General features: G+C 63.6%; 20 protein-coding genes. 8 read left to right on the top strand and 12 right to left on the bottom strand.

Translation table 11 applies throughout. The features are described from left to right. Positions 1–2: 2 nt before the first annotated feature. Together J2X54_RS23950 and J2X54_RS23945 are read right to left on the bottom strand one after the other, a co-directional pair. Entirely contained in the window at positions 3–1022 is a 1020-nt protein-coding gene (locus J2X54_RS23950) for a bile acid:sodium symporter family protein (RefSeq protein ID WP_310184320.1), read from the bottom strand. Next, complete coding sequence (locus J2X54_RS23945; protein ID WP_310184319.1) at positions 1019–1342, bottom strand: hypothetical protein; 324 nt, start codon at positions 1340–1342, stop codon at positions 1019–1021. The genes J2X54_RS23950 and J2X54_RS23945 overlap by 4 nt, the downstream gene beginning before the upstream one ends. Before the next feature lie 163 nt (positions 1343–1505). On the opposite strand from J2X54_RS23945, the gene J2X54_RS23940 reads away from it, so the two are divergent. Both J2X54_RS23940 and J2X54_RS23935 read left to right on the top strand, forming a co-directional pair. Continuing rightward, the gene (locus tag J2X54_RS23940; RefSeq protein WP_310184318.1) at positions 1506–3932 is read left to right on the top strand and encodes a TonB-dependent receptor plug domain-containing protein; all 2427 of its coding nucleotides are present in this window, start codon (positions 1506–1508) and stop codon (positions 3930–3932) included. 134 nt (positions 3933–4066) lie between these two features. Next, positions 4067–5287, top strand: coding sequence for a glycerophosphodiester phosphodiesterase (locus tag J2X54_RS23935; RefSeq protein WP_310184317.1), 1221 nt, complete (start codon positions 4067–4069; stop codon positions 5285–5287). A 114-nt stretch (positions 5288–5401) separates the two neighbouring features. Here the strand turns inward: J2X54_RS23935 and J2X54_RS23930 are convergent, their stop codons facing one another. From J2X54_RS23930 to J2X54_RS23885, 10 genes are all read right to left on the bottom strand, one after another. Then, the gene (locus tag J2X54_RS23930) at positions 5402–6580 is read right to left on the bottom strand and encodes a ChuX/HutX family heme-like substrate-binding protein (protein ID WP_310184316.1); all 1179 of its coding nucleotides are present in this window, start codon (positions 6578–6580) and stop codon (positions 5402–5404) included. A gap of 20 nt (positions 6581–6600) precedes the next feature. Then, complete coding sequence (locus tag J2X54_RS23925) at positions 6601–8967, bottom strand: TonB-dependent receptor domain-containing protein (RefSeq protein ID WP_310184315.1); 2367 nt, start codon at positions 8965–8967, stop codon at positions 6601–6603. Positions 8968–9132: 165 nt separating this feature from the next. Next, a complete protein-coding gene (locus J2X54_RS23920; RefSeq protein ID WP_310184314.1) occupies positions 9133–9663 on the bottom strand; it encodes a gamma carbonic anhydrase family protein in 531 nt (176 codons plus the stop codon). Positions 9664–9680: 17 nt separating this feature from the next. Next, positions 9681–10298 carry a DUF1349 domain-containing protein gene (locus J2X54_RS23915; RefSeq protein ID WP_310184313.1) on the bottom strand — a complete coding sequence of 206 codons (618 nt, stop codon included), beginning with the start codon at positions 10296–10298 and terminating at the stop codon, positions 9681–9683. Between the two features lie 39 nt (positions 10299–10337). Beyond that, positions 10338–11258 (bottom strand): L,D-transpeptidase, encoded by a 921-nt coding sequence (locus tag J2X54_RS23910; protein WP_070248800.1) that lies wholly within the window; start codon positions 11256–11258, stop codon positions 10338–10340. Positions 11259–11339: 81 nt separating this feature from the next. After that, positions 11340–12224, bottom strand: coding sequence for a transporter substrate-binding domain-containing protein (locus J2X54_RS23905; protein ID WP_310184312.1), 885 nt, complete (start codon positions 12222–12224; stop codon positions 11340–11342). A gap of 2 nt (positions 12225–12226) precedes the next feature. Then, entirely contained in the window at positions 12227–12571 is a 345-nt protein-coding gene (gene ftsB, locus J2X54_RS23900) for a cell division protein FtsB (RefSeq protein WP_070248797.1), read from the bottom strand. A 59-nt stretch (positions 12572–12630) separates the two neighbouring features. Further along, positions 12631–13914: a phosphopyruvate hydratase gene (gene eno / locus J2X54_RS23895; RefSeq protein WP_070248795.1), complete on the bottom strand. Its 1284-nt coding sequence runs from the start codon at positions 13912–13914 to the stop codon at positions 12631–12633. 143 nt (positions 13915–14057) lie between these two features. After that, positions 14058–14912, bottom strand: coding sequence for a 3-deoxy-8-phosphooctulonate synthase (gene kdsA / locus J2X54_RS23890; RefSeq protein WP_070248793.1), 855 nt, complete (start codon positions 14910–14912; stop codon positions 14058–14060). Further along, positions 14909–16591 (bottom strand): CTP synthase, encoded by a 1683-nt coding sequence (locus J2X54_RS23885; RefSeq protein ID WP_070248791.1) that lies wholly within the window; start codon positions 16589–16591, stop codon positions 14909–14911. Before J2X54_RS23885 ends, kdsA begins: the two co-directional genes overlap by 4 nt. A gap of 179 nt (positions 16592–16770) precedes the next feature. Between J2X54_RS23885 and J2X54_RS23880 the strand changes: the two genes are divergently transcribed. From J2X54_RS23880 to J2X54_RS23855, 6 genes are all read left to right on the top strand, one after another. Then, complete coding sequence (locus tag J2X54_RS23880; RefSeq protein ID WP_070248789.1) at positions 16771–17196, top strand: PRC-barrel domain-containing protein; 426 nt, start codon at positions 16771–16773, stop codon at positions 17194–17196. A gap of 225 nt (positions 17197–17421) precedes the next feature. Continuing rightward, positions 17422–19824, top strand: coding sequence for a TonB-dependent siderophore receptor (locus J2X54_RS23875; RefSeq protein WP_070248787.1), 2403 nt, complete (start codon positions 17422–17424; stop codon positions 19822–19824). A 163-nt stretch (positions 19825–19987) separates the two neighbouring features. Beyond that, positions 19988–20455: a DUF2844 domain-containing protein gene (locus tag J2X54_RS23870; protein ID WP_070248785.1), complete on the top strand. Its 468-nt coding sequence runs from the start codon at positions 19988–19990 to the stop codon at positions 20453–20455. Between the two features lie 11 nt (positions 20456–20466). After that, on the top strand, positions 20467–22254 hold the full coding sequence (locus J2X54_RS23865) for a DUF3443 family protein (RefSeq protein WP_310184311.1): 1788 nt from the start codon (positions 20467–20469) through the stop codon (positions 22252–22254). Between the two features lie 73 nt (positions 22255–22327). Continuing rightward, the gene (locus J2X54_RS23860) at positions 22328–24424 is read left to right on the top strand and encodes a bifunctional 2',3'-cyclic-nucleotide 2'-phosphodiesterase/3'-nucleotidase (RefSeq protein ID WP_310184310.1); all 2097 of its coding nucleotides are present in this window, start codon (positions 22328–22330) and stop codon (positions 24422–24424) included. Between the two features lie 57 nt (positions 24425–24481). Further along, the gene (locus tag J2X54_RS23855; RefSeq protein ID WP_070248780.1) at positions 24482–25219 is read left to right on the top strand and encodes a tetratricopeptide repeat protein; all 738 of its coding nucleotides are present in this window, start codon (positions 24482–24484) and stop codon (positions 25217–25219) included. Positions 25220–25375: the final 156 nt, after the last annotated feature.

Raw genomic sequence — 25375 nt, 5'->3', positions numbered from 1 at the left:
CCCTAAGGCTTGGGGTCGGACCCCGCATGGGGTCCGACCCCGGTTGGCTCTACGGGGTTGGCCGACGAGCTGGCATACCGCTGCGCCAGCACCGCGCACACCATCAACTGCAGCTGATGGAACAGCATCAGCGGCAACACCACCGCCCCCAGCGTTCCTCCCGCGAACAGCACCTTGGCCATCGGCACCCCGCTGGCCAGGCTCTTTTTCGACCCGCAGAACACGATTGCAATCCGGTCCTCGCGGCTGAAGCCCAGCTTGCGGCTCAGTTTGGCGGCCGTGAACATCACCAGCCCCAGCAGGATCACGTCGATCAGCAGCAACCCGGCCAGCGACAGGCCGGAGACCTGGTGCCACAAGCCCTGCCCCACCGCTTCGCTGAACGCCGTGTACACCACCAGCAAAATCGAACCCTGGTCCACCAGCCGGGTGATGGCCTTGTTGCGCTCGACCCAGGCGCCGATCCAGCGCCGCGCCACCTGGCCGGCAATGAACGGCAGCAGCAGCTGGGTGGCGATCTGGACGAACGATTCGAGCGACGAACCGCCCTGCATCTGGGCACTGGTCAACAGGCCGACCAGCAGCGGCGTCATGAATATCCCCAGCAGGTTGGAAGCTGAAGCGCTGCAAATGGCAGCCGGCACATTGCCGCGCGCAGCCGCCGTGAAGGCGATCGACGACTGCACCGTGGACGGCAGCATGCACAGGAACAAAATCCCCAGGTACAGGTCGGGCGTGACCAGCGGTTCGAGCAGCGGCCGCAAGCCCAGGCCCAGCAGCGGGAACAGCGCGAACGTGCACAGCAGCACCAGCAGGTGCAGGCGCCAGTGCGTGATGCCGGCCACCACCGCCTCGCGCGAGAGCTTGGCGCCGTGCAGGAAGAACAGCAGGCACACGGCCGCGTGGGTGACGTTGTCGAACACCACGGCGGCCTGGCCGGTACAGGGAAACAGGCTGGCGGCGGCGACCGTGACGAGCATGGCCAGCGTGAAGCTATCGGGGAGGTATTTCGGACGACTCATTTTCTCGAACATTTGATGGCAAGGATGTCGATGCCGCCGACGATGCGTACCGACGACGGGCTGCGCACCAGGTCCACCCGCTCCAGGCACTCGCCGCGCGTGAGGCTGTACTGGGTGCGGGTGCACGCGGTGAGCGTGCCGGCGCTGCTGCTCTGGCAGTCGAACTGCTCGGCGCGCATGCGCACCAGCGCCTCGTCGAGGGTCATGCCCGGCGCGATGGTGGACGTGACGAAGTTGCCCAGCTTGCCCTGGTTGGCGGTGTAGCAGCCTCCGAGTGACAACGCCAGCGCCAGGACGGCAAGAACGGCGGGGATACGCATGGTGTGATTCCTGGTTATTTCCGTTGAGCACAGTGTACCAGTCCCGCCATCTTAGCGGTCACTGGGCGGTCACTGAGCCGTCACCGAGCGGTCATCACGCGGTCACACTTGAAACCTATGATGCGCCACGTTGCGATTCACTTAAACTGGCTACAAGGTAAACATGAACAAGAAATTATCCGCAGTGCGCTCGGTGTGTTTTATTGCGTTGAGTCTCCCGATGCTGGCCATGGCCGCCAACGTTGCCGCCGCCGTCGCCGAGATGGCCGATGCGCCTGCTGCAGCTGCTGCAGCTGCTGCTAACGCTGCTGCTGAAGCCGACGCTGTCACCGTAGGCGCCGCCGGCGCGCCGATCGCCACGGTGGAAGTAGCGAGCCGCAAAACCCGCTCCTCGGTCGAGATGACCAAGAGTGATATGCAGAAAATCCTGCCAGGCATCAACCCGCTGAAGGCGCTGCAAACCCTGCCCGGCGTCAGCTTCCAGACCGCCGATCCGTGGGGTAACAACGAACAGAACCTGTCGCTGTTCATCCACGGTTTTTCCGGCCCGCAGCTTGGCTACACCATGGACGGCGTGCCGCTCGGCGACCAGCAATACGGCAACTACAACGGCCTGTCGCCACAGCGCGCCGTGATCAGCGAAAACGTCGGCAGCGTGATCCTGTCGTCGGGCGCCGGCGACCTGGCCACCGCGTCCACCAGCAACCTGGGCGGCACCATCGAGACCTTCTCGAGCGACCCCACCCAGGCGCGCAACCTGGCCGTCCAGCAAACCGTGGGCAGCCACACCACGTCGCGCACCTTCGTGCGTTACGACACCGGCGCCTTCGGCGACGGCAGCAGCGCGTATATTTCGGCGGTGCACCACGAACAGAGAGCGTGGGACTTCGACGCGCGCCAGGGCGGCGACCAGTTCAACGCCAAGTACGTCAACCAGGGCAGCCTGGGCAAGCTGACCCTGTTCCTCAACTACTCGGACAAGATCGAGCCGAACGAGGACAGCACCGTGCGCTCGGCTACCGAGAAATACCAGCCTTACACGCGCCCGTTCATGTACCCGAACTTCCAGCAGGCGCTGAACTACCTGTCGCCCACCGGCGCCACGCCGACGGCCGACGGCAACAACTACCGCAACTACTACGGCGACGCCCAGCGCACCGACTACCTGACCTACGCCAAGTTCGACATGAACGTGAGCGACAACACCACCTGGTCCAACCAGGTGTACTACCACAATGACGATGGCGTGGGCGTGGTGGCCGGCCCGATCGGCGTGGCCGGCTTGCCGGGCCTGTTCTCGGTGTACTTCCCGGGCCAGGACTTGAAACAGGTGTTCGGCGGCTCCGGTTACGCCACCCGCACCACCGAGTACAAGATCAACCGCGCCGGCTGGCTGTCCACCGTGCGCAGCGAGATCGGCAACCACAAGCTGCAAGCGGGCCTCTGGTTCGAGCGCAACCGCTCGGAAGCCTACCGCCGCTGGTATGCGTTCGACGTGAACAACCCGAGCTCGCCATACGACCGTCCGAGCAATCCGTTGATCACCCAGTACGGCAGCGAGATCGACAACAAGGTCGTGCAACTGCACCTGCAAGACGAATGGCGCGTGCGCGACGATATCGCGCTGCAGGCCGGCTTCAAGTCGAGCCTGCAGTTTGCCGACGGCCAGTTCCCGGTGCAGCCGAAACTGGGCGCCATCGCCAACGGTTCCACCGCCCTGCCAGTGGGCAAGATCGAGACCAAGAAATGGTTCCTGCCGCAACTGGGCGCGCGCTGGGACATCACCGCGCACGACCAGATGTTCTTCAACGTGCAGAAAAATATGCGCCAGTTCGTCACCTACGGTGGCGGTGGCGCGTCGCCGTGGAGCCTGGCCAGCCAGCCCGCGTTCGACCTGTTCCGCGACACGGCCAAGCCGGAAACCTCGGTCACCTATGAAGCGGGCCTGCGCACCAACCGCCAGCTGAACTGGGGCGCGATCACGGGCTTCGACGGCCAGGTCAACCTGTACCACGTCAACTTCAAGGACCGCCTGCTGACCATCAGCCCGACGCCGGTGATCACGTCCATCATCGGCGGCAACCCGGTGCTGGCCAACGTCGGCAGCGTCAAGACCGACGGTGTCGACCTGTCGGGCACGCTGCACTTCGGCCGCGGCTTCTCGTTCTACAACGCGCTGTCGTACAACCGCTCCGAGTACCAGGACAACTACAGCAACGGTGCCGCCGTGGTACCGACCGCCGGCAAGAGCATCCCCGGCAGCCCGGAATGGATGAACAAGTTCGTTGCGACCGCCACCGTGGCCGACACCGAGTTCCAGCTGATCGGCGACTACGTGGGCAAGCGCTACGCCACCTACACCAACGACCTGGCGGTGAAGAGCTACTTCCTGATGAGCCTGGGCGTGTCGGGCAAGCTGCCCTTCCTGAACAGCAGCTGGATCAAGAATGCGCGCTACCGTCTGAACGTCAGCAACCTGGCTGACAAAAAGGGCGACCTCAACGTTGTAGTCGGCGCGGCCAGCGGCACGTACAATACCTTTCCGATCGCACCGCGCCAGGGCTTCCTGACGTTGATGGCAGACTTCTGATTTTTACCATGCCGCTGCCGGGCAGTTGTGCCGGCGCGGCTTACTCCGGACAGGCTCCTGATGTCCAAAACAATTTTCGCATCACCGCCGCCGGGCACTTTGTCCCGGCGCGGTTTTATCCGGACAGACTCCTGATGACCAAATTGATCTCCGCATCGCCGCTGCCGGGCAGCTTGTCACGGCGCGATTTTATCCAGGTGGCAGCCGCTGCCGGCGCTTCGCTGCTGCTGCCTGCCTCGGTGCTGGCGGCATCGGCGCCCGCTGCTGCTGGCGCCGCGGGCGCCGGTGTTGACCAGTCCGGCATGCCCGGCATTGCACCGCTGGGTGCGGACGGCATCGCCGGTGGCAAGCGGCCTCTGGTGTTCGGCCACCGCGGCGCCAGTGCGCTGCGCCCCGAACATACGCTGGCGTCGTACGCCAAGGCCATCGTCGATGGCGCCGACTACATCGAGCCGGACCTGTGCGCCACCAAGGACGGCGTGCTGGTGGCGCGCCACGAAGCCTACCTGAGCGAGACCACCGACGTGGCCAGCCGCAAGGAATTTGCCAGCCGCAAAACCCGCAAGACCATCGACGGCGAAGCGCATGACGGCTGGTTCGTCGACGACTTCACGCTGGCCGAATTGAAGACGCTGCGCGCGGTCGAGCGCATTCCGCAATTTCGTCCCGGCAGCGCCGAGTACAACGGCATGTTCCAGGTGGCCACGTTCGAGGAAATCATCGACTTCGTCGCCGCTGAAGCGGCCGCCCACGGGCGCATCATCGGCATCGTGCCGGAACTGAAGCACTCGACGTATTTCGCCAGCGTGGGATTGCCGCTCGAAGAGCGCTTCCTGTCCATCATCGCCGCCCACGACTACACGCGCCGCAACCCGCTGCAGATCCAGTCTTTCGAAGTGGCCAACCTGAAGTACCTGCGCAGCAAGCTCGGCAGCCGCGCCAACCTGCGCCTGATGCAGCTGGTCATTAGCGAAGACGTGCGGCCGATGGACGTGGCAGCAGCCGGCGGCAAGCTGACCTTCGCGCAAATGTGTACCCCGGCCGGCCTGCGCGACATCGCCCAGTACGCCGACGTGGTGGCGCCCCCCACCCGCGCCATCATCCCGCTCAAAAAAGACGGCAGCCTGGCAGCGCCATCGTCGATGGTGGACGATGCCCACCGGGCGGGACTGCGCATCGAACCGTGGACCTTCCGCCCCGAGAACCGCTTCCTGGCCGCCGACTTCCGCAGCGGCGCCGACACGGCCCGCCACGAAGCCGGCTCCATCGCCGAGATGAAACGCTACATCGCCACCGGCATCGACGGCTTCTTCACCGACGACCCCGCCCTCGGCCGCGCGGCCATCGCCGGCTGACCCTTCCCACTTCGGGGTCAGTGCCGACATTCGGACATTTTTGAACTTATTTGTTGAATTACGCTTCAACGAAAAAGTTCCTTGATGTCCGAATGTCGGCACTGACCCCGAAGCTTAGCGGCTGGCTTGGCGTGCAGTGTCGGCGCGTGGCAGGGCGGCGGCCAGGTCTATCCACGGTTGTGGCGCCGGTTTGTTGCGTTCGCGTACGGCAAAGAAGCTCACTACCTGCTCGCTGTTCTGATCAAAAAACTCTATCGATGTCACCCCGGCCCGCTTGACCACCCAGCCGCTGGCAAAGGCGCTGTCGCGCAGGTGCAGGTTGAATTCGGGATCGAGTACGTTGAAGTAGCCGCCCGCTTCCGCCACCTTGCTTACCGTGCCGCTATAGATCTGGATGGTGGCGCCGTTGCCCAGGAAGGTCATGAACTTGATCTGGTTTTTCGCCACGCCTTCGAGCAAGGTGCGCACCGCTTGCGGCGTGATGCGTTGGGCGGCGCCCGGTGGCGCCAGTCGCATCGCCTGCTCGCGCGAGACGCCAAATTCGGTCAGCAAGCGGTTGAACTGGTGCACGTCGTTGATCTCGTTCCACGCCAGCTGGAATTCCTTGACGTCGATTTCGCTGTCCGGCTTTTCCCTGGCCTTGACCGGCGCTGCGGCCACTTTCAGGTCCGGCACCTGGTTGGTATTGCGAAAGTCGGCCACCAGCTTGTCGAACACCGGGGCGCCGGCGTCGCTGCGCACGTACAGCTTGTGCACGGCGTTGCCGCTGGCATCAAAAAATTGCAGGCTGCGCGCGACCACGCCATCCTTGCCCGGCTGGGCCACGGCAAACGCGTACTTCCACTTGTCGAACCAGAAGCGCAGGTCGATCTCGCCGCCCAGGTAGCCGCCGGCGATGTTACGCATGCGCACTTCGCGCTCCTTTTCCTTGTCTTCGTCCAGCGTCTGCACGTCCTCGTCCGCTTTCAGACGGGTGGCAACACCGGTGCGTTCGATCACGCCATTGTCGTTGCGCGTCAAGGCCATGACCTTGCCCAGGTCCAGCGCGCGGCGCATGATCTCGCGCGGTGCTGTACCGTCATCCTGCAGGCGGGTGACGGTCTTGCCCAGGCCGGTTGCCAGCAGGTCGGCTTCGGACACGCCCAGCTGTTTGGCCGCGTCTCTGGCAGGCAGGCGTGGCTGCTCGGCGCGCAGCTTGTCCCACCGTTCGACCAGGGTGGCGGCGCTGCCGGTTACCGAGGTCAGCAGCAAGGCGCCGGCCAGCGCCAGTGCATATCGATGGTGGTGTTTCATGGGTGGCTCCGTAAAAAAGATTAGTAAATGACGTTGAGGTTGAAAGCGTAATTGCGTCCGGGACGCGCCATGCGTTCGATATCGTCACGCGTGGCCACCGTGGTGCCGCCCGGCATGCCGCGCGACGAGGCGAAGTCCCAGTACTTCTTGTCGCCGAGGTTGTAAGCGCCAGCGCTCAGACCGATGTGCTTGCTGATGTTCCAGTAAGCGGTAAAATCCATCACGCCGTAGCCAGGCGTGAGGAAACGTTCGGTGGTCACGCCACCGATGACGTCGTTGCCGGCGCGCTGGCTGCGCACGCCGCTGACGGTCAACGCCGCGCCGCCGCGTTTGGCCGGATCGTCCCAGGCAAAGGTGGCGTTGGCCTTGTACGGCTGCACCGACACCAGGCTGCCCTTCTGCCCGGTCAACTGGTTTTCCGCATTGCCACGCGACAGGCCGGCAGCCAGGTTCACGCTATAGCCTTTCATCGCTGGCGACCACTGGCCCAGCTGGAAGCGGCTGGAGATTTCGCCGCCCCAGGTGCGGGCCTTGCCGATGTTCTCCGGACGGAACAAGCCGAACGTGATGGTCGGGAAGTTGACCGGATCGGCCGGCTGGGTCGCGTACTCGATGAAGTTGTTGTACCGCGTGTAAAACACCGACGCATTGAACTCCACGCCCGGCGTCGGCGCGCCCTTGAGGCCCAGCTCGAAGGCGTTGCTGGTTTCCCTTTGCAAGTCCGGGTTGCCCAGCACCGCGTAACCGACGCCGGCGCCGGTGTAGCTGAACGAATCGTAGGTGCCGGTGCGCTCGGCGGAACTGGGCAAGCGGGTGCCGCGCGAATACTGGGCGTAGGTGGTCAACGTCGGTGTGAGCTCCACCGACAGGTTCAGGCTCGGCGTGAAATACGAATCGCTTTCTTCCTTTACTTCGCCGGCCGCGTTGGGAATTGCAATTGCATAGTTCTGCAGATTTTTCGGCGTGAGCTTGCGGTGTTCGCCGCGCAGGCCCGGCGTGAGCGTGGCCTGGTAGCCGCCGAGCGCGAAGCCGAATTCACCGCGCACGTAAGCGGCCGCCTTGTCGGTGTCCATGTCGGCCATGCGATTCTTGCGGGTGAACTGGTGTGCGCCGGTGCGCACCACGGTGCGGTCCTCGTACCACGGCCGGCGCGACGCCAGGGCTTCGTAGCTGGCGCCGTAGAACAGCGAGGACGCCGACCCCAGCCGCTTGCTGGCATCGATCGCCAGGCCACGGCTGTCGTTGTAGTAGCCGGTCTCGATCAAGCGCAGGTAGGGCTGGCCGCCGCTCACGTAGGCGGCGTTGGTCTGGTCCACCACCGAGGCATCCTGCTTGTACAAATGGGTCTTGAGCGTGTCGAACAGCGCCAGGCCGGCATCGGTCCAGTTGTGCTCGATGCTGTAGCGGTTACGCCTGGTGGTCGAGTCCTGGACCGCGCCTTGCGGATACAGGGCACCGGTCTTGTTGTTGTAGACCCGGTGGTGGTCGGCCTTGTAGCTGTCGATGGTAAAGCCGAGCTTGTGGCCGGGCGCCACTTGCCAGTTCAGCTTGGCCAGGATGGCGTTGCTTTCCCAGTCGTCCGGGTTGACCGGCACGCTGCTCTTGCTCTCGATCTCATCGCCCTGGCGGTGCACGCCCACGACCAGCGCCTGGACGCTGGGACTGATCTCGGTGGCGGCGGTAAATGCATGCATGCGCGCGTTCTGTTCGCCCGAGTAGCCGAACTTGTATTCGCCGTACACCTTGCGCGGGTTTTCGTGATGACCGTCCAGGTACTGTTCCGGCGACTTGGTCACGAACGACACCGAGCCACCGAGGCCCGGCGTGCCGCTGCCGGCCGGGCTGGCGCCCGAACCGATGCTCACGTAGTGAAACGTTTCGGGATCGAAGTAATCGCGGCCGATACCGAAGGCGTTCATGGTGTTGCCGTCCGGCTTGGGTGCAGCGTCCGGCAGGGCAATCCCGTCGAGCTCCATGCTCACGCGGTTGCCTTCCACGCCACGGATATTGAAACCGGTATTGCCGGCGCCGTCCCAGACACTGCCATTGCCGCTGGCGGCGACCGGCACGCTGATCAGCGGCGAGTAGCGGGCGATATTGGCCATGTCCACCGCGTTGTTGCGCTCGATCTGTTCGGCGCCGATGACGGTGGTGGTGCCCTTGCGGGTGGAGGCCAGGTCGTCACGCTTGGCCTGCACCAGGATTTCGCCCAGCGCCGGGGCGGCAGCAGCGGCAGAGGCAGCAGCGACCTGCGCCTCCTGCGCCTGCGCCGGCAGCAGCGCCATACCCAGCAAGGTCAACAAGGCAGATTGCACGGCGACGCCCATCGAGCGTGGACGCGGGGATTGAAGCGGGCCGGCACGGTGCCGGGCAGGAGTAGCAGCCATAAAATATCCAGAGAGAGTATGTGAACGGCTGGCTCTCGGACGCTTGACGATTGCTGGCAAAAACCCAGTTTAACAATAATGATTCTCATTTACAAGCATTGCTTGATGCCTGTTGGTCATTATTTTTTGCACACGTCCCCCGTGGCGCTGCTGGTAGCTGGTCCGCTAGCCCGCCAGGTAGTTGTTCTTCACCCGCACATAATGCTCGGCCGAATATTTCAGGTAGGCGATTTCCTCTGCGGAGAGCGCACGCGCCTTGACTGCCGGGCGGCCGATGTACAGGTGACCACTCTCCAGCACCTTGCCGGGGGAAACCAGGCTGCCGGCGCCGACCATCACATGGTCCTGCACCACCACGTCGTCCATGATGATCGAGCCCATGCCGATCAGGCATTCGTTGCCGATGGTGCAGCCGTGCAGGATCACCGAGTGGCCGATGGTGACGTAGTCGCCGATCGTCAGTGGCGAACCATCCGGTTTCGAGGCGCTCTTGTGCGATACGTGGCCCATGGCGAAGTCCTGCACATTGCTGCATTCGCCGATGACGATACGGTTGACGTCGCCGCGCAGCACGGTGTTGCACCAGACCGAGCTGTCGCGGCCGATCTGCACGTCGCCGATCACTTGCGCCGATTCGTGGACATAGATGTTTTCACCGAGCACCGGGCTGGCGCCGAGATAGGAAGTAAATGGCATACACGCTTTCTGTAAGGTTAAAGACGGCCGGGAACGAACGACAGCGATGCAAACTCGGCCTGGTAGCCGGCCGCCTTCGGGCTGCAGGCGTACAGGCCGCAGGCCACGCTGGCGGCGCCGCCGCGTTCGCACAGGTGGGCGATGCGGATCTGGGTCCAGGCTTCGCCATCGAATGACGACTCGACGATGCAGTCCTCGGCCTCGGCACGGATGCGGAACCACACGGTGTCGATATGCTTGGGCAGCGGCTGGGTGGACCAGTCCGAGTAATGGCTGTTGGTGACCACGGCGCCCAGGCGGTTGTCGCCGTCCGGTTCGAACTCCACCGATGTCTTGAGCCAGCAGCCATCGGACAGCCGCACCATCAGCCCGGCCTGGTCGTACTGGTGCACCGGCTTCGAAGTGACCTTGGTGGTGAGCACGAAGTCGCCGTGCGCCTGCAGGTAAAGAAAGTGGCCGTTATCGACCTGGAAGCCGTAGTGCGTGCGCTGCCAGAAGTCGGTGCTGGCATCGGGTTCGATGCGCAGGCACCGCGCGGCAGCGTCGATCTGCCAGTTGGCCGGCGCGCAGTGCCATTGCAGGCGCGCGTCGAGCTCGGGGCGGTCGAAGGTCAGGTCCATCGCAGTATCGGTCATGCATCCATCCTCGTCACGGAAAACGCCAGTGTAACCCGCTCAGGCCTGCAGCAACACCGTCGCGCCGCGCGCGATCGCCTTGACCACCTTCATCACGTCCCAGTTGGTCAGACGGATGCAGCCGTGCGACTGGGTCTTGCCGATATTGGCCGGCTCGGGCGTGCCGTGGATGCCGTAGTGATCCTTGCTGAGGTCAATCCAGGCCACACCGACCGGGTTGTTCGGTCCCGGGGCGATGCGGGCCTTGACGTCGCCGGGCTTGGCGTCCCAGAACAGCTTGGGGTTGTAGCGATAGTCGGGATTGACCGCCACGCCCAGCACGGTCCAGCGCCCTTCCGGCAACGGGTCGTGCTTGCTGCCGGTGCTGGCCGGAAATTGGGCAATCGGCATGCCGGTAGCGTCGAGCAAGGTCAAGGTGCCTTCGGTGGCGTCGACCAGGATGGTAGCGGCCTTGGGCAACGGCGGCGCGTTGGCAACATTGGGCACCAGCAGTTGCTCGCCGGCGCGCTTGAAGGTCCTGCCGGGATTGAGTTTGCGCAGCAGCGCCGGGCTGCTGTGAAATTTTTCACCGAGTGCTTCGAGCAGGTTGGCGTAGCCGAGACGGGGCAGCCTGGCCTTGTCGCCCATGGCGGCCGGCACGGGCGCATACGGACCGGCGATATCCTCGGCCGTGAGCGTGTACACGTCCAGCGTGGGCGACGGGTCGGCCTTGAGCACGGCCCAGGTGGCGTCGTCGAGCTTGCCGGTCACGGGCAACTGGCGCAGCTTCTGGAAGCCGGTCACGGCGCGGCGCAAGTTGCTGCCGACCGAACCATCGATTTCACCCGACGAAAAATGGGCGCGGTCGAGCAGCACCTGGGCGCGCAGTATGTTGTTGACGACAGGTGGTGCGATGGTGGCGGTGGCAGCGCCGGCATGGACAGCGACCGACAGGAGCAGTGCAGGAATCAGGGATTTCAAATCGAACTCGGTGCTTGAAGCGGACCGATATTGTAGCCGTTCGATGCCGTGGCAGCAGGCACGTTACGCCTTTGTTACGCGCTACGGTTTCTTGCGGTATTTCTCCAGTGTGTAGCCCAACCGGCCGCGATTGACGTCGAGCCAGGTCCACAGCGCCTCGACCTGCGCACGGTGCGCGCGGTAGTAGGTCTCGTTGAACGCCAGCCACACGCGGGTGTTGATCAGCGGCTGCGGCAGTTGCACGATCGCGCCCTGGTAACGGTCCAGCATGCGCTGGAGATGACTGGGCGCCACGGCAGCGGCCACCACGCCATCGACGCGGCCGAGCCGCAGTTTTTCGATATTGCGGTCGAGGTCGCGGCCGCCGTCATCGATGTGCAAGCCGGCCTCGCGCAGGCGCGCGGTGTAGCTTTGGCCGAGCGCCACGCCCAGCGTTTTGCTCTTGAAAAACTGCATGGGATCGGTATTCGCGGACAGCTTGTCCTTCGCGCGCACCAGTACCACCAGGGTGTTGTGCATGGCGCGGTCGAGGTCGATATTGCCCTGTTTGTCGCGCGGCAGTGCGATGCCGGCCGGATACGTCGGCATTTCACCGAGCGGCGACATGTCGATGTCGCCGTTGGCTAGCGCCACGCGCAGGCGCGCCGGTGGCAGCCGCACCAGCGTGGGCGCGCAGCCGAAACCGGCGGCCCGGGCGGCGTCGCGCATCAGGTCCACGGCAGCACCGGGCGGTTCAGGCACCTGTTCGCCCTCGCCCATCCAGTATGGCGGGCGGTGCTGATCGATGTAGCCGATGCGCAGAGGAATGCATACCACCGAGGCAGCGGCCGTGACAGCGGGGGTGACAGCTGGTGTGACAGGATAGGCGGCAACAGGATTGGCAGCCACAGCGGCGGCAGCAGGCACCTGGCCAACCACCGCGCCGAGCGCGAGCAGCACCCACAGCATGATAGCGCGGTACACCATGTTCAATGCCGGGTATTGGACGGCGGCGACTCGGCCGACGGCGGCGCTGCCAGCGGCACGTTCGGCGCGGAATGGCCCTTGCCGACGATTTGCACGAAAATCTCGTTTTCCTTGATCATGCTGAGCTCGTATCGGGCGCGCTCTTCGACGGAACCGGTGCCGTCCTTGAGGTCGCGCACTTCGGAATCGAGCTTGGCGTTGCGGGCCAGCAGTTCGGCATTTTTCTTGTGGGCCGCATCGACCTGGGCCTCGAAATCGGCCACGCGCACCCAGCCGCCTTTACCCAGCCAGAGCGGGTACTGTATCAACAGCAGCAGGACTGCCAGGCCAAGTGTAATCAGACGCATGGGGATGGGAATAGGGTCATAAAAAAGCGGCCGGAGAGTTCCGGCCGCTCGGTACAGAATTACTTCAGGTTGTAGAAGGCGTCACGGCCAGGGTACGACGCGATGTCGCCCAGGTCTTCTTCGATGCGCAGCAGCTGGTTGTACTTGGCCATGCGGTCCGAACGCGACATCGAGCCGGTCTTGATCTGCAGGGCGTTGAGGCCAACGGCGATATCGGCGATGGTCGAATCTTCGGTTTCGCCCGAACGGTGCGAGATCACGGCGGTGTAGCCGGCGCGCTTGGCCATTTCGATGGCGGCGAAGGTTTCGGTCAGGGTGCCGATCTGGTTGATCTTGATCAGGATCGAATTGGCGATGCCCTTCTGGATGCCTTCTTTGAGGATCTTGGTGTTGGTGACGTACAGGTCGTCGCCGACGAGCTGGATCTTTTTACCGAGTTCCTTAGTCAGAATCGCCCAGCCGTCCCAGTCGCCTTCGTGCATCGCGTCTTCGATCGAGATGATCGGGTACTTGTCGCACCAGGTGGCCAGCAGGTTGGTGAACTCGGTGGCGGTGAGCGACAGGCCCTCGCCTTCCAGTTCGTACTTGCCGTTCTTGTAGAACTCGGACGCGGCGCAGTCCAGGCCCAGCGCGATCTGGGTGCCTGGCTCGTAGCCGGCTTCTTCGATGGCCTGGATGATCAGCTTGATCGCTTCCTCGTGGTTGGCCAGCGATGGGGCGAAACCGCCTTCGTCGCCCACGGCGGTGCTCAGACCCTTCTTGTGCAGGATCTTTTTCAGGGTGTGGAACACTTCCGCGCCGTAACGCACGGCTTCCTTGAACGATGGAGCACCGACCGGGATGATCATGAATTCCTGGATATCCAGGTTGTTGTCGGCGTGCGCGCCGCCGTTGATCACGTTCATCATCGGCACTGGCAGTTGCATCGCGCCCGAACCGCCGAAGTAGCGGTACAGTGGCAGGCCGGCTTCTTCAGCGGCAGCCTTGGCCACAGCCATCGACACGGCCAGCATGGCGTTGGCGCCCAGGCGGCTCTTGTTTTCGGTACCGTCCAGGTCGATCAGAGTGCGGTCCAGGAAAGCCTGTTCATTGGCGTCGAGACCCATGATCGCTTCCGAGATTTCGGTGTTGATGTTTTCGCAGGCTTGCAGCACGCCCTTGCCGAAGTAACGCTTCGGGTCGCCGTCACGCAGTTCGATCGCTTCGCGCGAACCGGTGGAAGCACCCGACGGCACCGCCGCACGGCCCATCACGCCGGATTCCAGCAGCACGTCGCATTCGACGGTAGGATTGCCGCGCGAGTCGATGATTTCACGACCGATAATATCAACAATAGCACTCATTTAATTCTCCAAAGTTAGACGAAACTGTGTCCGCGCCATGCGTCTTGCGCGCATGTGCGACAGGAATAATAACGGGAATATAACCCGGCGCGCACCTTTGTGGCTACACGCGCGCGCCGGGCAGGCTGATTTAGTTGAAGCTGCTAGTTAAAACTGTTTTCGAGGAAACCAGCTTTTTTGGTGATGCGATCGAGTTCGATCAGGGTGGACAACAGTTCCTTCATGCGGCCCAGTGGCACCGCGTTGGGACCGTCGGACAGCGCTTCGGCCGGGTTCGGGTGGGTTTCCATGAACAGGCCATCAACACCGACCGCCACTGCCGCACGCGAGAGCACCGGCACCATTTCGCGCATGCCGCCCGACGACGTCCCGTTACCGCCCGGCAGTTGCACCGAGTGGGTGGCGTCGAACACGACCGGGCAGTTCGACTCGCGCATGATGGCCAGCGACCGCATGTCGGACACCAGGTTGTTGTAGCCGAACGAGGCGCCGCGCTCGCACGCCATGAAGTTGTCTTCGGACAGGCCGGCTGCCTTGGCGGCGGCCCGGGCCTTGTCGATGACGTTTTTCATGTCGTGCGGGGCGAGGAACTGGCCCTTCTTGATATTGACCGGCAGGCCCGACTGCGCGCAGGCGACGATGAAGTCGGTCTGGCGGCACAGGAAGGCTGGCGTTTGCAGCACGTCAACGACGCTGGCCACTTCGGCGATTTCGTCGATCGAGTGCACGTCGGTAAGCACCGGTACGCCCAGCTCGCGCTTGACGTCGCCGAGGATCTCGAGGCCCTTTTCGCGGCCGGGGCCGCGATAGGTGGCGCCCGACGAACGGTTGGCCTTGTCGAACGAGGATTTGTAGATGAACGGGATGCCCAGTTCAGCGGTCATTTCCTTGAGGATGCCGGCCGTGTCGAACGCCATCTGGCGCGATTCGATCACGCAGGTACCGGCGATCAGGAAGAACGGTTTATCCAGGCCTACGTCGAATCCGCACAGTTTCATGCCGCTTCTCCTTGCAGTGGTTGCAGTGGTTGCACACCGGCGCCAGCTGCCTTGTGGGCCAGCGCCGCCTTGATGTACGAGGTGAACAGCGGGTGGCCGTCACGTGGCGTCGATTTGAATTCCGGGTGGTACTGCACGCCCATGTACCACGGGTGGGCGTTGTCGCCGGTGCGTGGCAGTTCCATGATTTCGCACAGGTCTTCGGTCGGCGTGCGGGCCGCCACCACCAGGCCGGCAGCTTCCACGCGCGGCAGGTAATGGTTGTTGGCTTCGTAGCGGTGACGGTGACGTTCGGTCACGACCGCGCCGTAGATTTCGGCGGCCAGCGTGCCGGGCTTGATCTCGCAGGTTTGCGCGCCCAGGCGCATGGTGCCGCCCAGGTCGGAATTCTCGTCGCGCTTTTCGACCTTGCCGTCCTGGCCTTGCCACTCGTCGATCAGGGCCACGACCGGTTGCGCGGTGTCGAGGTCGAACTCGGTGGAGTTGGCGGTGGTCAGGCCGGCTTTATGGCGCGCGTATTCGATCAGCGCGACCTGCATGCCCAGGCAGATGCCCAGATAAGGAATCTTGTTTTCACGGGCGAACTGCGCCGCCATGATCTTGCCTTCCACGCCGCGCTTGCCGAAGCCGCCCGGTACCAGGATGGCGTCGAACCTGGCCAGCTCGGCGCAACCGGTGGTCTCGATCTCTTCCGAGTCGATGTACTCGATGTTGACCTTCGATTCGTTGTGAATGCCGGCGTGGCGCAGCGCTTCGGTCAGCGACTTGTACGACTCGGTCAGCTCGACGTATTTGCCGACCATGCCGATCGACACTTCCGACTTCGGATGCTCGAGCGTGTAGATCAGCTTGCTCCAGACCGACAGGTCGGCCGGCGCCGGGTTGATGTCGAGCGCTTCGCAGATGATCGCGTCCAGGCCCTGGTCGTGCAGCATTTGCGGAACTTTGTAGATGGTATCGACGTCCCACACCGAGATGACAGCCTGCTCTTCGATGTTGGAGAACAGCGAAATCTTGGCGCGCTCGTCGTCGGGAATCGGACGGTCGGCGCGGCACAGCAGCGCGTTGGGCGAAATACCGATCTCGCGCAGCTTTTGCACCGAGTGCTGGGTAGGCTTGGTTTTCAGTTCGCCAGCCGAGGCGATGTACGGCACCAGGGTCAGGTGCACGAAGGCGGTGTTCTTGCGGCCGGCGCGCAGGCTCAGCTGGCGCGCGGCTTCGAGGAACGGCAGCGATTCGATGTCGCCCACGGTACCGCCGATTTCGCACAGGGCCACGTCATAGCCTTCGGCGCCGCGCCGGATGTAGTCCTGGATTTCGTTGGTGATGTGCGGAATCACCTGCACGGTTTTACCGAGGTACTCGCCACGGCGTTCCTTGCGGATCACTGACTCGTAGATCTGGCCGGTGGTGAAGTTGTTCACCTTGCGCATGCGGGTGGAAATGAAGCGCTCGTAGTGACCGAGGTCGAGGTCGGTTTCAGCGCCGTCGTCGGTAACGAACACTTCACCGTGTTGCATGGGGCTCATGGTGCCAGGATCGACGTTGATATACGGGTCGAGCTTGAGCATGGTGACTTTGAGGCCGCGCGATTCGAGGATCGCGGCGAGAGAGGCGGCGGCAATCCCTTTACCAAGGGAAGACACAACGCCACCGGTGACGAAGACAAATTTGGTCATTGCAGATGGTGCCGAACGGCACGTGCGGGAAATTGAAATTATATCCTAAAACGCGTAAATCAGCAGCATTACCCCCGGAAAATTCGGCTTTGGCCGTAGTCCGCGACTGTGACGAACCGTACAGACAAGACGCAACAACAAGATCAAAATGACAACTCACAAATGCACAGGAGATCACCATGAGCTATACCGAACGCGATCCATACGGCATGTACGTGGACAACGGCCGCAAAGGCCCGGGTCCTGAATTGATGGGTGCCGACACCCTGATTGGCGACCACGTGCACAACCTGAAAAACGAGCACCTGGGCGAGATCAAGGAGATCATGCTCGACATGCGCACCGGCAAAATCGCCTATGCAGTGATGGCCCACGGCGGCGTGCTGACCATCGGCGAAAAACTGTTTGCCGTGCCTTGGGAAGCACTGACGCTCGACACCGTCAACAAGCGTTTCACCCTCAATATCGAGAAAGAGCGCATCGAAAACGCTCCCGGCTTCGACAAGAACGACTGGCCTAACATGGCCAACCAGACCTGGGCGTCGCAGATCGACAACTACTATGGCACCACCCGCCAGAGCAGCCTGAACTCGCCGATCGATTAACCATCGATTAATCTTTAATTGAGTTGGCATGACCCAGCGCGCCCGCTATACGGGGCGCGCTGAAACTACTTTATTTCAAGCCTCAAGCACCGCCATACGTAGGACTACGTAGGCTTGAAACCTTAAAACAACAGTAATAATGTTTGGTCTGCAAAACCGTGAGAAATCCTCATGTTGTTATGAGTAATTTGACTAGAATCAAATTTTTACTCATGGGAGCGCCACGTGTTTGCAGTCACCAATTGTCGTAAAGCCGTCTTGCTCAGCCTGTACGGCGCTTCCGCGCTGGCACTGGCGCCCGCCACCTACGCGCAGACCACCGCCACGCAAGAAACAGCCGCGCCGATGCAATCGGTGACCGTGGTCGGCTCGCGCCGCGCCACTTCGTCCTCCACCGACACTGTGGTGCCGGTCGACCTGATTCCCATGAATAAGCTGGCGGAACAGGGCGGCCAGTTCGACCTGTCGCAGACCCTGACCTACATCTCGCCCTCGTTCAACTCCACGCGCCAGAGCGGCGCCGATGGCGCCGACCTGGTCGACTCCGCCGCCCTGCGCGGCCTCGGTTCGGACCAGACCCTGGTGCTGGTCAACGGCAAGCGCCGCCACACCACCGCGCTGGTCAACCTGTTCGGTGCGCGCAACCGCGGCAACACCGGTACCGACCTCAATGCAATCCCGATGCTGGCAATCAAGGACGTGCAAATCCTGCGTGACGGCGCTGCCGCCCAGTACGGCTCGGACGCGATCGCCGGCGTGATGGACATCAGCCTCAAGAAGAGCAAGGGCTGCGAAGCGATTGCCGGCTACAGCCAGTACTCGGCCGGCGACGGCGAGAACTGGATGGGCTCGGCCTACTGCGGCTTCGACCTGGGCAATGGCGGCGTGCTGGCCCTGACCGGCGAATACCTCGACCGTGGCCGCTCCAACCGTGCCGAACCGGACAATCCGCGCATCATCGGCGACACCAAGACCGAGAGCGAGACCATCTACGCCAACGGCGAACTGCCTACCACCGGTAATGGCCGCCTGTACTTCACGGCCGGGGCGCAAAAGCGCGATGGCTCGAGCGCGGCGTTCGCACGCGGCGGCGTCGGTTCGGACGACATTCCTAGCCGTAATTCGGCTGCCATGTACCCGAACGGCTTCGTGCCGTTCATCAATGCCAAGATCGAGGACCGCACCGCGATTCTCGGCCACCGCATCATGCTGGGCGAGTGGAATACCGACATCTCGCAGACGTACGGCTACAACAAGATGAAGTACGACATCAGCAACACCATCAACGCGTCGATCGCCAACCTCGACCTGCAAAACGGTGGCCGTGGCGTCAGCGCCAGCCAGTTCAACGCCGGTGGCTTCTCGTTCCAGCAACTGACCACCAACCTCGACCTGAGCCGCTACTACGACGGCATCATGGGTAAAGGCATGAACGTGGCCTTCGGCGGCGAATACCGCCGCGAGGAATTCAAGATCTTCGCCGGCGAAGCCGGTTCGTACATCGACGCCGACGGCGTGGGCAATGGCGGCAACGCCGGCAGCCAGGGCTTCCCCGGCTTCCAGCCAGGCGATATCACCAACGCCAAGCGCCACAGCAACGCCGCCTACCTCGACCTGGAAGCGGACTTCACCGACCTCGTCAAAGGCCAGGCTGCCGTGCGTTACGAAAAATTCAGCGACTTCGGCTCCACCGTGACCGGCAAGCTGGCCGGCAGCGTCCGTGTTGCCGATAGCGTGCTGCTGCGCGGCTCGGCCAGCACCGGCTTCCGCGCGCCATCGCTGCAGCAAAGCCATTTATCAACCACCTTCACCGACTTCATCGGCGGCGTGCCGAAGGAAGTGGTGCTGGCGCCGAACGGCGGCGTGGTGGCCAACGCGGCCGGCATTCCGAAGCTGAAAGAAGAAAAATCGACCAGCTTCACCTTGGGCACCACCTGGACGCCAACCCAGGCGATCTCGCTGACGGCCGACCTGTACCACATCAAGATCAAGGACCGCATCGTGCTGTCGGGCCGCTTTACCGCCGACAACTACCCGGACCTGTCGGCGCGCCTGGCTGCGCTGGGCGTGGGCGAGGCGCAGTTCTTCGTCAACTCGGCCGACACCAAGACCCAGGGTATCGACCTGACCGCGTCGCACAAGGCCACCGTGATGGGCGGCCGCCTGAATACCTTCCTGGCCATGAACGTCAGCAAGACCGAGGTGACCGACGTCCACGCACCGGCGTCGCTGCGCGGTTTCGAGGACGTGCTGCTGTCGGAAAAGGAACGCCTGTACATCGAACAAGGCGCGCCGCGCTCGAAATTCACGCTGGGCTTCAACTACGGCCTGGGCGCGTGGGACACCGATTTGAAGATCATCCACTTCGGCCCGCAAACCCTGGGCACCTTCAGCGGCACCGCCGAGGGCGTACCGAACCAGCGCTACAAGTCGAAAACCTCGGCCGACCTGGCGTTTACGTACAACATCAACAAGGACATGAAGCTGACGTTTGGCGGCAACAACCTGTTCGGCGCACGGCCTACGGCGCAGGACGCCGACCAGACCGACAATGGCTTCAAGTACGAGAGCGTGCAGTTCGGTCTGAACGGCACGTCGTACTTCAGCCGCCTGTGGGTGAAATTCTAACTTCGTCATCTTTTCCTGATTTAAAAAGCCGCCATCCCTGCAAAGGAATGGCGGCTTTTCAGTTTCCGGGCAAACGTAACGTTTGCTTACATGGCATTAACGCTATCCAACTTCCCTCCGCAATACACTATACTCATCTTTACTCCAAGCAACGGAAGCTTCCATGCGCCCCGCTCTCCCCTTGATTTTTTTCGCTGCCCTGCTGCAAAACCTTCCCGCCGTGGCGGCGCTCGGTGGCGCGCCGTCAGATTTCGGCGGCACGCCGGTACGCGCCGCCCGCAGCCTGGCTCAAGCATCGGCTGGCAACAATACCGCCAACGCGGTCTACACGGTCAGCCAGAGCACGCTCGACAGCGGCACCATCGTCCGTGAATATACGGATGCCGCTGGCAAGGTGTTTGCCGTCAGCTGGTCAGGCCCCACCCTGCCCGACCTGCGCACCCTGCTGGGTACCAAGTTCAGCGCGCTGACCGACGCTACCGGCAGGCGCACCCAGGCCGGCCATTCGCAACTGGCGCTGAACCAGTCCGACGTGGTGATCGTCTCGAACGGCCACATGCGCTCGTTCGCCGGCCACGCCTTCATCCCGTCGGCGGTGCCGGCCGGTTTCGACACCAACACGATAGAGTGAGGAAGTTCCGCATGATCAGCCTGCTGCAACGCGCTTGCGCGATCTTCCTGCCTGCGCGCGCAAAATTAGCGTCCGCCGCTTCTACCACCGGCTCCGCCACGACGGCGGCCACTGCGCTGCTTTGCCTGGCGCTCAGCGCCTGCGGCGGCGGCGGTAACAGTGGTTCGTCCACCTCGACTGCGACAACACCGTCGGTAACGGCGCCCACGCCCGTGGTCAGCATCAGCGCCACGCCCACCGCCACCACCGTGGGCCAGGTGGTGACCCTGACCTGGAGCGTGAGCAATGCCACCGCCACCGGTTGCACCGCGTCCGACGGCTGGAGCGGCGCCGTGGCCAACAGCGGCTCGCAAACCGTCACCGCCGGCGCGGCCGGCACGGCGCGCTACGCACTGACGTGCAGCGGCGTCACCAACAGCACCACGGTGGCGATCAGCTCGCCGCCACCGGCGCCCACCGTCAGCCTGACGCTGGCGCCGGCCGCCATCACCACCAGCCAGACGTCGGTGCTGAGCTGGTCGTCGGCCAATGCCAGCAGTTGCACCGCCAGCGGCGCCTGGATCGGCAGCCGCGCCACGTCCGGCTCGGTCACCGTGTCGTCGGCGATTGCCGGCAATATCACTTACAGCCTCAGCTGTACCGGCAGCGGTGGCGAGGCCAGTGCCAGTGCGCAGCTGGGCGTGACCGCCGCCGCCAGCAACAGCGTGCCGATCACGGTGGACAACGGCCCGGCCGGCGCCAGCGGCGTGATCAACGTGCCGTACGTGAACGTCACCATCTGCCGTCCCGGCACCAGCACCTGCCAGACCATCGACCACGTGCTGCTCGACACCGGCTCCTACGGCCTGCGCGTGCTCGCTTCCGCGCTCGACAGCGGCATGGCCCTGCCGGCGGTCAAAACCGCCAGCGGCGCCGATGCCGGCGCATGCGGCAAGTTCATCAGCGGCTACACCTGGGGTTCGGTGCGCCAGGCCGACGTCAAAATGGCCGACGAAACGGCAGCCGGTATCTCGCTGCAGGTGATCGGCGACACCGATGCCAATGTTGCCAACACGCCGTCCAGTTGCAGCAGCGCCGGCAACAACCTCGGTTCGATGAGCGCCATCGGCGCCAAGGGCATCCTCGGCGTGGGCCTGTTCAAGCAAGACTGCGGCAATGCGTGCGCGCAGTCGGCCATCAGCGGCGTGTACTACGCCTGCACCGCCGGCACCTGCACGGCCAGCGCCATGCCGCTGGCGGCGCAAATCACCAACCCGGTGGCGGCGTTTGCGGTCAATAACAACGGTGTGCTGGTGAGCTTGCCGACCGTCGGTCCGAACGGGCTGACGTCGGTGAGCGGCACGCTGGTGTTTGGCGTGAACACGCAAAGCAATAACACGATTGCCGGCGAGACCCTCTACAAGACCAACGGCAGCGGCAACTTCACCACCACGTACAACGGCAAGGCATATAACGCCAGCTTCCTCGACACTGGCTCGAACGGTTACTTCTTCACCGATCCCGACATTCGCACCTGCTCGGGCGGCGACTTCTTCTGCCCGGCCGCCACGCTGGCGCTGTCGGCCACCAACACGGCGTCGGACGGCAGCGCTACCGGCGTGGTCAACTTCAACATCGTCAACCTGGTGCAACTGCCCTCGACCGTGCGCGCGGCGCAGGTGGGCGGCACGCTGGGCAGCTCGGCGTCGTCGGGCACGGCGTTCAACTGGGGCTTGCCGTTCTTTTACGGGCGCCGGGTGTTCGTGGTGATGGAGGGCGCGAACGTGGGTGGCCGGGCCGGGCCGTTGTGGGCGTACTAGAAATCTGTCACGGGGCCGTCATGTAATCTGGTTAAAATCGTTATCTTGAAATTTGATCACTTCGGGATACGCAATGAAAACGAATCTGGTGCTGCTGGCAGCGATGATGGCAGCCGGCCTGGTTGCTTGTGGTGGTGAAGCGAACCCGGTGCCGCCGGTGCAGGAAGGCACCACCGTCAACCTGGCGCTGATGGAGACCACCGACCTCCACGCCAACGTAATGAGCTACAACTACTACTCGCTGGCCGAGGACACCAGCCTCGGCATGGAGCGCACCGCCACCCTGGTGGCCGCCGCCCGCGCAGAAAACCCCAATAACGTCCTGCTCGACAACGGCGACACCATCCAGGGCACGCTGCTCGGCGACCTGCAAGCGGTGACCAAGCCGGTAGCGTGCTCCGAGACCATGGCCATCCACAAGGTGATGAACGCCATGAAGTTCGACGGCGGCGGCTTCGGCAACCACGAATTCAATTACGGCCTGCCGCTGCTGAGCCAGATCACCAATACCGACTTCGGCATTCCCGGCGTGACCAAGCCGGCCGGCAATTGCGGCGCACCGGTGTTCCCGCTGGCGCTGACCAATGTGACCGGCGTGGCCAGCGGCAAGCCGATCGTGCAGCCGACCGCCCTGCTGCCGCGCACCTTCCGCGCGACCGCCCCGGATGGTAGCGCGCTCGACGTCAAGATCAATATCGGCATCATGAGCTTCGTGCCGCCGCAAATCCTCGAGTGGGACCAGAAGAACCTGGCCGGCAAGGTGGCCGTGACCGGCGCCGTGGAAGCGGCCAGGCAGTACGTACCCGAGCTGCGCGGCAAGGGCGCCGACCTGGTGGTGGCGCTGTCGCACGGCGGCCTCGACCCGAGCGCCTACAGCCCCAAGATGGAGAACCCCAGCTACCACCTGACCGGCACCGGCATCGACGCGCTCTTGATCGGTCACTCGCACCTGATCTTCCCCAAAGGTAAAGAAACCGGCGCGGCCGCGCTGGATGCCTCGTTTGCCGCCTTCCCGGCCAGCGCCAGGATCGACGCCGTCAACGGCTTCGTCAATGGCGTGCCGACCGTGATGGCGCAAAGCTGGGGCCGCCGCCTGGGCATCATCAGGATGACCTTGATCTACCAGGGCGGCAAGTGGGTGGTGCAGCCGGCCAAAACCAGCGTGGAGTCGCGCGGCTTCAAGTACACCGACGGCACCACCAACGTTGCTGCCGATCCGACCATTGCACCGCTGGTGGCCACCGAGCACGCGGCCACCATCGCCTACGCCAAGCAGCCGCTGGGCGTGGCGACCGACTTCGAGATGTCGTCGTACTTTGCGCTGGCCGGTGACGTCACCGCGATCCAGCTGGTGAACCAGGCCCAGCTCGACTACGTGAAGAACTTCATCGCCACCAGCACCGACGCCACCATCGCCAGTTACAAGAACATCCCGGTGCTGTCGTGCAGCGCGCCGTTCAAGGCCGGCCGCAACGGGCCGTCGGACTTCACCGACGTGGCGCCGGGCGCCACGCCGGCGGCGCCGGCGGGCCTGCAAGTGCGCAACCCGGGCGACCTCTACCTGTACAGCAATAACAACCTGCAGGCGGTCAAGATCAAGGGCTCGGACCTCAAAGCCTGGCTGGAAACCTCGGCCAAACAGTTCGGCGCCATCAATCCTGCCTTGACCACCGAGCAGGACCTGGTGCCGAGCTATTCGACCATCTTCAACTACGACGTGTTCTATGCCGAGGGCAATGCGCTGACGTACCAGATCGACGTCACCAAGCCGGCGGGCAGCCGCATCGTCAACCTGGCGTACCAGGGCAAGCCGGTGGCCGACAACGCCGACTTCATCGTCGCCACCAACGACTACCGCGCCGGCGGTGGCGGCGCCGTGCCCGGCATCGACGGCAGCAAGACCATCATCAAGTCGCCCGACGCCAACCAGGCCGTGGTGAGCAACTACCTGGCGGCGCGTGGCAAGGCCACGGGCAAGGTCAGCCTGGTGGACAACGGCAGCGCGCGCAGCTGGAGCTTCGTCAAGGTAGCCACGGCCGGCCCGGTGATCCTGCGCTCGGCGCCGGGCCACCTGGGCCTGGCGAAAAGCGCCGGCATCACGGCGGTGACGGCCGAGGGCGGCCTCGACGGCAGCGGCTTTGCCAAGTACACCATCGATCTGAGCAAGTGATCAGTTGTTGAAGCCGGGCCGGCCTTGCGCCGGCTTTTTAACTTTGCGAGGTGCAAGATGAAAACTTATCGAGGTGCAGTATTGATGGCGGTGCTAGCTTGCGCGTGGCTGTCCGGCTGCCAGATGCAGCGCGACAAACCCACCGATGCCCAGATCGAAGTGGTGGGCATGAAAGCGATCCAGGAAGCGGATGCCAGCGCCGAGCGCAAGCTGATGTCGTGGTCGCAGCAAAACCTGCCGGTGGCCCAGCGCGAGCTGGCCTTGGTGTACCAGCAGCGTCCCCAGCAGCGCAAGGACGCGCTACGGCTGTTCGAGCAGGCCGCGCGCGGCGGCGACATCGAGGCGGCGTACGAACTGGGCGAGATGCTGCGTACCGGCGTGGTCAGCGTACCGCCGCAACCGCTGGCCGCCTCGAGCTGGTACACGCAAGCGGCGCAACAGGGTCACGCGCGCGCCGCGCTGGCCCTGGCGCTGCTGTACAAGAACGGCAATGGCGTGGCCCGCAACGACCTGCAGGCGGCGCACTGGCTGCAAACGTCCAGCGCCGGCGGCAATCCGCACGCGATGTTCCTGCTGTCGTACTTTTACCGCGACGGCCAGGGCGTGCCACAGGATGCCGCCAAGGCCCGCGCCTTGCTGGAAGAATCGGCCGAACACGAATACCCGCCGGCGATCCAGGAACTGGCGATGACGGTGGAACTCGGCGACGAGCACAGCCCCAAAGACCTGCACCGCGCCAGCCACCTGCTCAAGGAAGCCACCGAGCACCGCCACAACAACTGGAACCGTTTCTAAACTTCCGGGTCAGCGTTTCTAGACTTCGGGGTCAGTGCCGACATTCGGACATTTTTGTCCAAATGTCGGCACTGACCCTAATGCCGCTAAGTTAAGCTCTTAGCGGCATTTTTCTTGTAAACGACTGCCGGAAGTGTTAACTTTCTGCACGATGCT

Source organism: Duganella sp. 3397 (assembly GCF_031456625.1).
GTDB classification, from domain to species: Bacteria; Pseudomonadota; Gammaproteobacteria; order Burkholderiales; family Burkholderiaceae_D; genus Rugamonas; species Rugamonas phyllosphaerae.
The sequence above is the reverse complement of the archived record's forward strand: the minus strand, read 5'-3'. Positions and strand labels throughout refer to the sequence as shown.